This window comes from Allobosea sp. TAB14, assembly GCF_052113865.1.
Classification (GTDB): domain Bacteria; phylum Pseudomonadota; class Alphaproteobacteria; order Rhizobiales; family Beijerinckiaceae; genus Allobosea; species Allobosea spartocytisi.
On record NZ_JBFRDQ010000233.1, the window covers coordinates 1 to 11,636 of the forward strand.

The 11,636-nt window shown below is 69.4% G+C and carries 9 protein-coding genes and 1 pseudogene; 4 read left to right on the forward strand and 6 right to left on the reverse strand.

The features are described from left to right. The first annotated feature begins 51 nt into the window (after positions 1–51). Genes AB4Y99_RS24690 through AB4Y99_RS24705 form a run of 4 tightly spaced genes read left to right on the forward strand, consistent with a single transcriptional unit; the run spans position 52 to position 5,604 of the window. Positions 52–2,133, forward strand: coding sequence for a hydantoinase/oxoprolinase family protein (locus AB4Y99_RS24690; protein WP_441525177.1), 2,082 nt, complete (start codon positions 52–54; stop codon positions 2,131–2,133). A 5-nt stretch (positions 2,134–2,138) separates the two neighbouring features. Beyond that, positions 2,139–4,127, forward strand: a complete 1,989-nt coding sequence (locus AB4Y99_RS24695) for a hydantoinase B/oxoprolinase family protein (protein ID WP_441525178.1) — start codon at positions 2,139–2,141, stop codon at positions 4,125–4,127. A gap of 59 nt (positions 4,128–4,186) precedes the next feature. Next, positions 4,187–4,438, forward strand: coding sequence for a (2Fe-2S)-binding protein (locus AB4Y99_RS24700; RefSeq protein ID WP_441525185.1), 252 nt, complete (start codon positions 4,187–4,189; stop codon positions 4,436–4,438). Then, positions 4,435–5,604, forward strand: a complete 1,170-nt coding sequence (locus AB4Y99_RS24705) for an NAD(P)-binding protein (RefSeq protein ID WP_441525179.1) — start codon at positions 4,435–4,437, stop codon at positions 5,602–5,604. Before AB4Y99_RS24700 ends, AB4Y99_RS24705 begins: the two co-directional genes overlap by 4 nt. 15 nt (positions 5,605–5,619) lie before the next feature. Here AB4Y99_RS24705 and AB4Y99_RS24710 read toward each other — a convergent pair whose 3' ends face one another. From AB4Y99_RS24710 to AB4Y99_RS24735, 6 genes and pseudogenes are all read right to left on the reverse strand, one after another. Beyond that, positions 5,620–6,525, reverse strand: a complete 906-nt coding sequence (locus tag AB4Y99_RS24710) for a LysR family transcriptional regulator (RefSeq protein ID WP_441525180.1) — start codon at positions 6,523–6,525, stop codon at positions 5,620–5,622. Positions 6,526–6,592: 67 nt separating this feature from the next. Beyond that, the gene (locus AB4Y99_RS24715; protein ID WP_441525181.1) at positions 6,593–7,903 is read right to left on the reverse strand and encodes an NAD(P)/FAD-dependent oxidoreductase; all 1,311 of its coding nucleotides are present in this window, start codon (positions 7,901–7,903) and stop codon (positions 6,593–6,595) included. Between the two features lie 10 nt (positions 7,904–7,913). Then, complete coding sequence (locus tag AB4Y99_RS24720; protein ID WP_441525182.1) at positions 7,914–8,648, reverse strand: amino acid ABC transporter ATP-binding protein; 735 nt, start codon at positions 8,646–8,648, stop codon at positions 7,914–7,916. After that, on the reverse strand, positions 8,645–9,301 hold the full coding sequence (locus AB4Y99_RS24725; RefSeq protein ID WP_441525183.1) for an amino acid ABC transporter permease: 657 nt from the start codon (positions 9,299–9,301) through the stop codon (positions 8,645–8,647). The genes AB4Y99_RS24720 and AB4Y99_RS24725 overlap by 4 nt, the downstream gene beginning before the upstream one ends. A gap of 19 nt (positions 9,302–9,320) precedes the next feature. Continuing rightward, positions 9,321–10,067 carry an ABC transporter substrate-binding protein gene (locus AB4Y99_RS24730; RefSeq protein ID WP_441525184.1) on the reverse strand — a complete coding sequence of 249 codons (747 nt, stop codon included), beginning with the start codon at positions 10,065–10,067 and terminating at the stop codon, positions 9,321–9,323. Between the two features lie 144 nt (positions 10,068–10,211). Next, positions 10,212–11,331, reverse strand: a pseudogene (locus AB4Y99_RS24735) (NAD(P)/FAD-dependent oxidoreductase). Between the last annotated feature and the right edge of the window lie 305 nt (positions 11,332–11,636).

Sequence of the window (11,636 nt, forward strand, 5' to 3'; positions counted from 1 at the left end):
GGGCGGCGTCGCCCATGCCAGCTTCCGGGTCGGCACAGGAGAGGCATGGACATGGCAGGCGGGGCAGCGCTCGGCACGGGTATGGGCGACGGCGCGGATTGGAAGATCGGTGTCGATATCGGCGGCACCTTCATCGATTTCTGCGCCCTGGAAGCGCGCAGCGGCCGCGTCGCCTCGCTCAAGGTGCTGACGACACCGGACGATCCGGGCGCGGAGCTGATGACGGGCCTCACGCTGCTGGCCGAGCGCGAGGGGCTCGACGCCACCGCCGTGACGCGCTTCGTCCACGGCACCACGGTCGGCGTCAACACGGTCATCCAGCGCAAGGGCGCGCCGCTCGCGCTCTTCACCAATGCCGGCTTCGAGGACGTCATCGAGCTCGCCCGGCTGCGCATGCCCGACGTCTATTCCCTGTTCTGCTCCCGCCCCGAGCAACTCATTACCCGCGACCGCGTCTTCGGCATCCCCGCCCGGATGCGCTCGGACGGCCGCGAGACGGTCAAGCCTGATCTCGCCGCGGTTGCCGCCGCGGTGGCTTCGGCCAAGGCGCGTGGCGCAGTCGGCATCGTCGTCGCCTTCCTGCATGCCTGGCGCGACGGCACCCAGGAGGAGGCGGTGAAAGCCGAGATCGCGCGGCTCGCGCCTGAGCTCTTCGTCTTCACCTCGGCCGAGGTCTGGCCGGTCATCCGCGAATATGAGCGCACGACGACGGCGATCCTCAACGCCTATGTCCATCCGCGCATCGCCGGCTATCTCTCGGCGCTGGAAGAGCGGCTGGAGGGGCGCGGCGTGCCCGCGCGCTGCCTGCTCACCAAGTCCAATGGCGGCGTGATGAACGCCGCCGAGGGCAAGCGCGCCTGCGTCTCCATGCTGCTGTCGGGCACGGCCTCGGGCGTGATCGGCGCGGCCTGGTTCGCGCGGCAGGCTGGCGAGAAGCGTGTGCTGACCCTCGACATCGGCGGAACCTCCGCCGATTTCGCCCTGATCATCGACGGCGAGGCGCAATACGGCACCGGCGAGATGATCGGCGAGTTCCCGCTCTATATCCCCTCCGTCTCGGTCAGCTCGATCGGCATCGGCGGTGGCTCCATCGCCTCGGTCGACGGGCAGGGCGTGCTGCGCGTCGGCCCGGAATCGGCTGGCTCCACGCCGGGGCCCGCCTGCTACGGCCGCGGCGGCGAGCAGGCGACGGTGACGGATGCGATGGTGGTCTGCGGCTGGCTCGGCCATAGCGAGATGGCCTATGGCCAGCTCAGCATGGATACCGGCCTCGCCCGCGCCGCCGTCGGGCGCCTCGCCGAGGCGCTCGGCCGCTCGGTGGAGGAGGCCGCGCAGGCCATCCTCGACATCGCCGTCTCCGAGATGTTCGTCGAGGTCGAGAAGCTCTCGTCGCGGGCCGGCGTCGATCTCAAGGATTTCACGTTGATGCCCTTCGGCGGGGGCGGCCCGATGCTCGGCGCCTTCCTCGCCCGCGAGCTCGGCATGACGCGGCTGATCGCACCGCGCCGCCCCGGCGTCGTCTCGGCACTGGGCGGCCTCGTCGCCGATCTGCGCGGCGATTTCGTGCGTACGCTCTTCGCCGAATTGTCGCCGGGCGTGCTGCCGGAGCTTCACCGGGCCTTCGCCGCGATGGTGCAGGACGGACGCGCCTGGCTCGCCGCCCAGGGCCATGCCGGACCGGCCGACCTCAGGCTCTCGGCCGATATGCGCTATGTCGGCCAGAGCTACGAGATCGAGGTGCCGCTGCAGCCCGCCTGGCTGGAGAGCGGCGACGCCGAAGCGATCGCGCGGGAATTCCACCTGACGCATGCGCGCATCTACGATTTCGACGATGCGCAGGGCCGCGTCGAGATCGTCAATCTGCGCCTCTCGGCCATCGGCGCCGGCCCGGCGCTGACCTTCCCCGAATGGGATGAGGTCGATGAACAAGCAGAGCCCGAACGCGAGATCGCGGTCCATACCGGCGGTGCCCGCCGCGCGGTCGGCCTCTACAGCCGCGCCGAGCTGAAGCCCGGCAGCCGCTTCGCCGGCCCGGCTGTGGTGGCGCAGGAGGACACCACCGTCGCGATCCCCCTCGGCGCCCGCGCCCGGATCGACCGCCATCTCAACCTGCACCTGACCTTCGCGGAGTGACGCCGATGTTCGACCGGATGAAGCTGCAGGTCCTCGCCAACCACGCCCGCGCCGCGGCGGAGAATATGGCGCATACGCTGCACCGCACGGCGCATTCCGCCTTCGTCAAGGAGACGGAGGACTTCACCGTCATGCTGATCAGCCGGCGCGGCGACACCTTCGCCGTGCCGATGGAGCTGGGTGCGACCTGGTATCCCGGCCTCTCCTGGGCGCCCGCGATCGAGATGGTCGAGGACTACAAGCCCGGCGACGTGGCCTTCACCAACGACCCCTATTCCTGCTTCGTCGCGACCCACGCTCCCGATACCCATCTCTGGAAGCCGGTCTTTCACGAGGGCGAGATCGTCGCCTGGACGGGCGGCCATATCCACAACACCGATATGGGCGGCGCGGTGCCGGCCTCGCTGTCGCGCGCCCTGACCGAGATCCATCAGGAGGGCATCCGCTTCCCGCCGATGAAGCTCGTCAACGAAGGCGTCTTCGACGAGCAGATCCTGCGGATCATGACGACGAACGTCCGCAAGCCGGACCTGAACATCGGCGACATCATGGCCCTGGTCGGCGCGCTCAACACCGGCGAGCGCAAGGTGCTGGCGATGATCGAGAAGTTCGGCCGGCGGGCCTTCCTCGAAGGCGTCGATGCGCTGCTCGACCATGCCGAGGCGCAGGCGCGCGAGGTGCTGCGCGGAATGCCGGACGGAAGCTGGGAATTCGCCGATTACGCCGACGAGGATTCCGTCGAGGCCAACCCTTGCCGCCTCAAGCTCAAACTGACGATCCGCGGCGGCGAGGCGGTGCTCGACTTCACCGGCTCCGATCCGCAGCTCGCGTCGTCACTCAACRTTCCCAGCGGCGGCAACCCCCGGCATACGATGCTGCTGGTCGGGGTCTATTACGTCCTCTACACGCTGAACCCGAAGATCCTGCTCAATACCGGCCTGACGCGCCCCTTCACCTGCATCACGCCGGAAGGAACTGTGCTCAACCCCGTCTTCCCGGCGGCGGTCGGCATGCGCTCGCTGACCTGCGCGCGGCTGCGCTCGGTGATCTTCGGGGCGTTCTCGCAAGCGGTGCCGGAGCGTTTGCCGGCAGCACCCGCTGGCAACAACTGCATCGTCAACGTGATGACGACGGACGAGCGCACGAGCCGCACCGTCATCGCCGCGGTCAACCCGGTGGTCGGCGGCGGTGGCGGCATGCCGCATCGCGACGGCACCAACGGCTCGGGCGCCGATGCCGCCTATCTCAGGAACACGCCGATCGAGATCACCGAGACGGAAACCCCGGTCGAGTTCGTCAGATACGGGCTGGCGAAGGACAGCGGCGGCGCCGGACGCTGGCGCGGCGGGCTCGCCACCGAGATGGCCTTCCGCGTCTTCGCGCCGGATAGCCGCATCACCGCCCGCAACCGGGACCGCAGCTTCTTCCGTCCCTGGGGCATGCTCGGCGGCCGCGCGGCGGGCCTGTCGGACATGGTCGTCAACCCCGGCCAGCCGGAGGAGCGGCGGCTCGGCAATATCGACACCGCCGTGCTCCAGCCGGGCGACGTGCTCGAGATCCGCTCCGCCGGCGGCGGCGGCCGCGGCCATCCTTTCGACCGTGAGCCCTGGCGCGTCGCGACGGATGTGGCGCGCGGCTACGTCTCGGCCGAGGCGGCGGAGCGCGACTACGGCGTCGTCATCCGCGCAGGCGAGGTCGACGAGGCGGCGACGCAGGCGCGCCGTGCATCACGCTCGCCGGTCGAGGGCCATTTCCATTTCGGCCCCGAGCGCGAGGGCTATGAGGCGCAATGGACGCCGGAAGCCTATGACCGGCTCACCGCGCTGCTTGCCGGCCTGCCGATCCACTGGCGCTTCTTCGCCAAGACGGAGATCTTCCGCCGGATGAAGGGCAAGGTGGGCGCGCAGGGCGTGGCGCAGGCTTTCAGGGAGGCGCGCCTGCGCTTCCCTGAAATGCCCGAGGGCGGTGCTGCCTTGCCCGAGGCGGCCGAGTGAGCGCGGCGGGCTATCCGGCCGGGCGCCTCGTCCGGCTTGCCGAGACGAACCGCGCGCCGATGTGCTTCGTCCTCGACGGCGCGGAACGGCAGGCACTTGCCGGGGACACGGTGCTCAGCGCCATCCTTTCCGTGGCGCCGGCGCTGCGCCATTCCGAATTCGGGGTGGAAACCCGCGCCGGCTTCTGCCTGATGGGCGCCTGCCAGGATTGCTGGGTCTGGCAGGAGGAGGGGCCGCGCATCCGCGCCTGCTCGACGCCGCTCACTGAGGGCATGCGGCTGCTGACCGACGCTCCGGGAGACTGGCCGTGAGCGGCGGCGGAACGCCGCGCGTGGTCGTCGTCGGCGCCGGTCCGGCTGGCATCCGCGCCGCGCAGACGCTCGTCGCAGCCGGGCTCACGCCGATCGTGATCGACGAGGCCGAGCGCGCCGGCGGCCAGATCTATCGCCGGCCGCCACCGGGTTTCATGCGCTCGCCCGAGACGCTCTATGATTCCGAGGCGTCGAAGGCTGTGGCGTTGCACGCCGCCTTCGACGGAATGCTCGCGGCAGGCCGGCTCGTCCACCACGCGCGCAGCTCCGTGTTGGCAGGCTCGGGCCCGCTGCTTACCTTGCTCGCGGTGCAATTGCTGAAGGCTGGCGGCGAGGTCGCGGCGGTGCTCGACACTTCGCCGATGCGCCGGCAGCTCGCCGGTCTCGGTGGTCTCGCGGCGCGGCCGGTTTTCGCCCTGCGCGGGCTCGCGATGCGGGCGCGCCTCGCCGGGCTCTACCATGCCGGGGTCAGGCTCGACCGGATCGAGGCCGATGAACGCGGACCCGTCGCCATCCGCTGGCGCGACGCGGCCGGGCAGGAGCGTCACACGGACTGCGACGCGGTCGGCCTCGGCTGGCATCTGCGGTCCGAGACGCGGCTCGCCGATCTCGCCGGGTGCGATTTCGCCTATGACGAGAGCTGGCGCCAATGGCTGCCGAAAGCCGACGAGATGGGGCGGGCCAGCGCGGGCGTCTATCTCGCCGGGGACGGCTTGCGCATTCTCGGCGCGGATGCGGCCGAGATCGCGGGGCGCCTCGCCGCCGCTGCCTGCCTGCAGGATCTCGGCCTGCCGGCGCCCGATATCGCCGCCGACAGGCGCCGGCTGCGTCGTTTCGCCCGCTTCGCGGGCGGCGTCGCCGAGGCCTTCCCCTGGCCGGCGGCGGCCACGCTTCCCGATGAGACCGTGATCTGCCGCTGCGAGGGCGTGACGGCGGCGGAGTTGCGCGAGACCGTCGACTTCGGCGGGGGCGAGGTCAACCGCGCGAAATCGCTCGGACGCGTCGGCATGGGGCGCTGCCAGGGCCGCTATTGCGAGCTCGCCGCCGCCGAGATCGTGGCTGCCCGCGCGGGTCTTGGCTCTGCTCGCGAAGCCGGCCGGCTGCGGGCTCAGGCTCCGGTCAGGCCCGCGCCGATCGGTGCGTTGCTGGAGGACGCCGACGGTTGAGGCGTCCGCGCGAGCTCACCCGCTGGCGGGAGCTGCCCGGCTGAAGTCGCGGCCGGCGGCTCTGAGGCAGTCGCGCATCCATTCATGGCTGGCGGAGAGCGGCCGGTCCTTGCTGGTCACGATCGCGATCGGCACCTCGATCCGTGGCGAGAACGGCCGGGCGACGATGCCGTTGAACTGCTCCCATGGCAGCAGCCCGTCGACGACGGCAAGGCCGAGGCCGTCGCGCACGAAGGGCAGCGCCGTGATGGACAGGTCGATCTCGATCGCGGGAGCATAGGCAAGCCCCTCCGTTTCGGCCGCAACCGCGAGCAGGCGCCCCGGCAAGGTGTCGGCGCGGTAGGAGATCAGGGTCTCTGCCTTGATATCCGCGAAGCCGATCCGGTCCAGCGCCGCGAGCCGATGCTGCGCGGGCAGCACGCAGACCAGATCGGCATGGCCGACCGTCTCCGTGACGATTCCCTGATGCGGCAGGTTGTTCATGGTGATGCCGAGCGAGACCTCGCCGCTGCGTAGCATGTCGATGATGCTCGCCTGCGACGCGATGAGCGAGCGCACGACGATGTCGGGATGCGCTTCCCGGAAGGCGAGCAGCGCCCGCGGCACGATCGACATCGAGGGTGGGGCGGACGCCGCCAGCCTGACGAGCCCGGTGCGCCCGTGCCGCATATCGACGGTTCGCCGACGGAGCGCATCGAGCTCCCCGAAGATGTGCTCGGCCTGGGCGTAGAGCTCCTCGGCCTCCTGCGTCGGCACCAGCCGGCCGCGCACGCGGTCGAACAGCTTGAAGCCGAGCTGGTCTTCGGTGTGGAGCAGGATCTGGCTCAGCGCCGGCTGCGAGATGTTGAGCATCGCCGCCGCGCCGGTGACGGTGCCGCTGCGCATCAGCGTGCAGAAGACTTCGAGTTGGCGGGCCCGCATCGGTGGTTCCAGCATCGGCGATGGCGCAGACATCGCCGCCGCGAGCGCCGATGTCCAGTCCGATGCTTTAACGCTGCTCCCAGCGATCCAGCATCTCGTAGAACTGGACGGCGAGCGGCAGGAACCAGGGCTTGCCGTAATAGAGCGGGCGGCTCCTGAACGGCAGGTCCTCATAGGCGCTGGGCTTTTCCACGCTGCCGAGCATCCGCTGCGCGATCTTGTGGCCGAACCAGCTTGCCCGCGCGATGCCGGTGCCGTTGTAGCCACAGGCGTAGAAGATGCCCTCCCGCTCGCCGAGATGCGGCAGCTTGTCGAAGGTGAAGCCGGTCTGGCCATGCCAGTAATGGGTGAGGGGCGTCCGTTCCAGCTCCGGGAAGACCTGCAGCATCTGCTTGCGCAGATGGCCGGCATTGGCCCGCGCCACGTTCTCGCCGTTGACCTTGAGCACGCGGCCGCCGAAGAGCACGCGCGTGCCGTCCGGCGAGGGCCGGTAATAGGTCACGACGCGCTGGCTGCCCGCCAGCATGCGCCGCTTCGGCATCAGCCTGTTCATGACCTCGGGCGGCAGCGGCGCCGTGGCGATGAGCGCGCTGCGGATCGGGATGATCCGCCGCTGCAGGAAGGGCAGGAGCGAACCCGTATAGCCGTTGGTGGCGACGAGGAGCTGCTTCGCCGCGATCCGCTGCCGGCCGATGGAGACGGTGAAGCCGCCGGCATCCCGCGCGATCGCCGTGACGCGCGCGCCGCCGAAGAGCTGGGCTCCAGCGCGGCGCGCCGCCTCGGCGAGGCCTGCTACATAGCGGGCGGGATGGAGCCCGGCATAGCCGGGAATGGCGAGGCCGCCATGGTAGAGATCGGTGCCGATCTCGCCATGCTGCTCGGCCCGCGGCACCAGATAGGCGTCGCAGGGCATGACCTTGCGGATGCGGTCGAGCTGGCGGCCCATGGCGTCGTAGAGGCGCGGCGTCATGGCGCCGCGGAAATAGCCCACCACTGCGAGGTCGCAGGCGATGGCCTCGCGCTCCACCACGTCCTTGACGTGCTGGAGCGCGAGAAAGCTCTCTCCGACGATGGCGCGCGCCTTTTCCGGCCCATAGGCCATGGCCGTGTCGAAGGTCGCCCACCCCGGCCCCAGCATGCCGCCATTGCGGGAGGAGGCACCCCAGCCCGGCGCTTCCGCGTCGAGCACCGTCACCTGCTTGCCGGCTTTCGCCAGCGTCAGCGCCGCATTGAGGCCGGTGAAGCCTGCCCCGACGATCACGACCTCGCTGCTGGCCGGCAGCGCGGTGGAGGGGGCGGCCTTGGGCTCGGCCGCATCCCACCAATAGGGCGTGTCGACGGCGCCCTCGGCGAAGAACGGCCCGGTCACCTGTGCCATGCCGCGATCCTCATGCTTGCAGGATGCGCCGCAGGAAGTCCTGCGTGCGCGGGTTCTGGGGCCGGCTGAGCACTTCGCTCGGCGGCCCTTGCTCGACCAGCACGCCGCCATCGAGAAAGAGCACGCGATCGGCCACCTCGCGGGCGAAGCCCATTTCATGGGTGACGACGATCATCGTCATGCCCTCGTCGGCGAGCGAGCGCATCACCGCGAGCACCTCGCCGACGAGCTCGGGGTCGAGCGCGGAGGTCGGTTCGTCGAACAGGATCGCATCCGGCCGCATGCCGAGCGCGCGGGCGATGGCGACGCGCTGCTGCTGGCCGCCGGAGAGCTGGGCGGGATAGGCGTCGATCTTGGCGCCGAGCCCGACCCTTTCGAGGAGCTGTCGGGCCTGGGCGAGCGCCTGCTCGCGCGGCTCCTTCTTCACGAAGATCGGCCCTTCCGCGACATTCTCCAGCGCCGTCCGGTGCGGGAACAGGTTGAAGCGCTGGAACACCATGGCGACCCGCGTCCGCACCTGCCGGATGCTGCGCGCCTTGGTGTCGACCCGCTCGCCATGCACGACGATCTCGCCGCCCTGATAGGTCTCGAGCCCGTTGATGCAGCGCAGCAGTGTCGACTTGCCGGAGCCGGACGGCCCGATGATGCAGACCACTTCGCCCTTCTCGACCGAGAAGGAGACGTCGTGGATCACCTCGAGCGGCCCGAAGGATTTGCGCACATTGCGCAGCGCGACGATGCTCATCGGCCAGCCCCCAGACGCCGTTCGAGCCAGGCGTTGAACGCCGTCAATGGCAGGCTCATGGCGAGATAGATCAGCGCCACCAAGGTGAAGATCGCTGTGTTCTCGAAGGTGGAGGACGCCAGCAGCTTGCCCTGCAGCGAGAGCTCCGCGACCGTGATCGTCGAGGCGAGCGAGGAATCCTTGAGCAGCATCACCATAGTGCTGCCATAGGGCGGCAGCGCCACGCGGATCGCCTGGGGCAGGACGACGCGCCGCATCATCAGGCCCCAGCCCATGCCGATCGAGAGCGCAGCTTCCGTCTGCCCGCGGTCGATCGCCTCGATCCCAGCCCGGAACACCTCCGCCATATAGGGCGAATAGGCGATACCGAGGCCGATGATCGCGGCCTGCAACGCGGTCAGCGAGAGGYCGAGATCGGGCAGCACGAAATAGATGTAGAACAGCGTCACCAGGCCGGGGATGCCGCGCACCACGACGATGATCGTGCGCGCCGTCCAGGCGAGCGGCGCGATGCCGCTCACCCGCATGAAGGCCCAGAGCAGGCCGAGGGCCGTCGCGAGCACGAAGGCGCCGAGCGTGACCAGGATGGTCAGGTAGACGCCCTGCATCAGGATCGGCAGGAACGTCGGTACCTGGCTGAGGAAGTGGCTCATGATGCGATCCGTGGAACGCTCAGAGGCCCCACTTCTTCAGGATCGCGTCGAAGCGCCCATCCTTCTTGATGGCGGCGAGGCCGGCGTCGATCTTGCCCAGCAATTCGGCATTGCCCTGCTTCACGGCGATGTTGATCGGCCCGGGCACGGACGGCTTGTAGGACTTCACCAGCCGCAATTGCGGGAAGCGCCCCTGGGCGAGGTTGTAGGCCAGGATCGGGTAGTCGCCGATGCCGGCGTCGAGGCGCCCGTTCGAGACGTCGCGTAGGATGTCGGGCAGGCTGTCATAGGCATTGACTTCCGCAGCCGTGCCGGCGGCCTTCAGGGCATCGATGTAGCGGGTGCCGATCTGGGCCCCGACCTTCTTGCCCTTGAGATCGTCGAAGCCGCCATAGTCCTTCTCGTCCTTGGTCGATACGACGAGCCCCTCGCCATAGGCGTAGACGTCCTTGCTGAAGTCGACGACCTTCGCCCGCTCGGGCGAGCCGTACATGGCGGCCGAGATGATATCGATCTTGCCCGAGGTCAGCGCCGCGATCAGCGCGGAGAACTGCATCGGCTGGATCTCGACCTTGAAGCCCTGGTCCTTGCCGATCTCCTCGATCACGTCGACCATCATCCCCTGGATGGTGTTGGTCTTCGCGTCGAGGAAGGTGAAGGGCGTGCCCGTCGGCGTCGAGCCGACCTTGTAGACCGTCTGCGCCTGAGCGCTGGCCCCGGCCGCCACCATGGCGAGAGCCGCCAGAACCGTTCTCAATCCGATCATTCCCCATCTCCCCTTCTTGGAATCCACCCGGTCTCCCGAACCGGTTCATGCAGCATCCGTACCGTCCGTCGGGAGCGACAAGACGAATTCATGCCGACCCCATAAGATCGACTTATGTGCTCGCAAGCCAGCACCCGCCGGGGCTCAGAACTCGGCGACCTTGCCGAAGGCCGAGCCATCCAGCCGGTCCGGCCGATAGGATGCCGGATCGACGATCGGCTTCGCGCCGCTGGCGATGTCGGCGATCAGGTGGCCGGCGCCCGGGCCGATGCCGAAGCCATGGCCGCTGAAGCCGGCGGCGAGGATGAAGCCGGGCACACCCGCGAGCTCGCCGATGGCCGGCACGCCGTCCGGAGTCGAGTCGATATAGCCGGCCCAGCGCGCCTGCACCGGCACGCCTTTCAGGGCCGGCAGCAGCTTGAGCGCCCGCGCATGGGTCTCGGCGATCTGCTTGCGATCGGGCGTCGGGYCGAGGATGCGGTTCGCCTCCATCGGCGTCGGCGCGTCGAGCCGCGTCCGGAATGCCGGACACCCCTGGCATCACCGACAGGATCGACGACCGCACCGATGATTGCGGGAAACGGATTCCGAGCTGGTTGAGGAAGGAGGAAGCCCAGGCGCCGCCAGCATGGACGACCGTGCTCGTGCGGATCGTGCCCTTTTCGGTGACGACGCCCGAGACCCGCCCGCCGCTCGTCTCGATCCCGCGCGCCGCGCAGAACTGGTGCACCGTGCCGCCTGCCTTGACGATGCCGCGCGCAATTACGGGCGCGGCGCGCGAGGGGTCGGCGGTGCCGTCGCTCGGCGAGAAGACGCCGCCCTTCCAGCTTTTGCCGGTGGCGGCGCCTCGGGCGGAGGCCTCGTCGCTGGAAAGCATGTGGGTGGTGACGCCCTGGCCGATCGCGAAATCGCGCCACTTCGCCCATCCGGCGAGCTGGGCCTCGTCATCGCTGAGATAGAGCAGGCCGCAGCGGCGGAAGCCGAGATCCTCGCCGATCTCGGCGGCGAAGCGGTCCCACAACGCGAGGCTCTCCGTCGCCATCGGCAATTCGCGCGCATCGCGATTCTGCTGCCGGCACCAGCCCCAGTTGCGGCTCGACTGTTCGGCGCCGATGCGCCCCTTCTCGACGAGCGCGACCTTGATGCCGCGGCGCGCGAGATAATAGCCGGTGCAGACTCCGACGATGCCGCCGCCGATCACGACGGCATCCGCGCTCTCGGGCAGGGGCGGGCTGGTCTCGATCTCGAAAAGCGGCGCCGGCATCACGGTCTCCTTGACGAAGACGAAGCCTAGCCCGTCGGGACAGGGGGCGCGCACCGCATATCGCCGTTTCGCGGCATTTCCTTCCGTTCGGACCGGCGGATTCCGCGTTCTTCTTTCGCGAAGTCCCGGTAACAAGGGCTTCGCGCGCGGCAGCATCTGCCGTGCGATTGCCGGGAGCGCCGGCTTCCGTCATGATCGGGCGGAGCCGGGCCGCCCATGACCCATCCTGCGACGGCGCCAGCGGACGAGACCCCCATGAAGCTCGATCAGATCGACATCAAGATCCTCTACGAGCTGCAGAAGAA

Bases quoted from the DNA above. Each gene is read 5' to 3' on its own strand.
- AB4Y99_RS24720 (WP_441525182.1), bottom strand. From the start codon at position 8,648: ATGAGCATCGTCGCGCTGCGCAATGTGCGCAAATCCTTCGGGCCGCTC.
- AB4Y99_RS24715 (WP_441525181.1), bottom strand. From the start codon at position 7,903: ATGGCACAGGTGACCGGGCCGTTCTTCGCCGAGGGCGCCGTCGACACG.
- AB4Y99_RS24700 (WP_441525185.1), top strand. From the start codon at position 4,187: ATGTGCTTCGTCCTCGACGGCGCGGAACGGCAGGCACTTGCCGGGGAC.
- AB4Y99_RS24690 (WP_441525177.1), top strand. From the start codon at position 52: ATGGCAGGCGGGGCAGCGCTCGGCACGGGTATGGGCGACGGCGCGGAT.
- AB4Y99_RS24710 (WP_441525180.1), bottom strand. From the start codon at position 6,525: ATGCGGGCCCGCCAACTCGAAGTCTTCTGCACGCTGATGCGCAGCGGC.
- AB4Y99_RS24730 (WP_441525184.1), bottom strand. From the start codon at position 10,067: ATGATCGGATTGAGAACGGTTCTGGCGGCTCTCGCCATGGTGGCGGCC.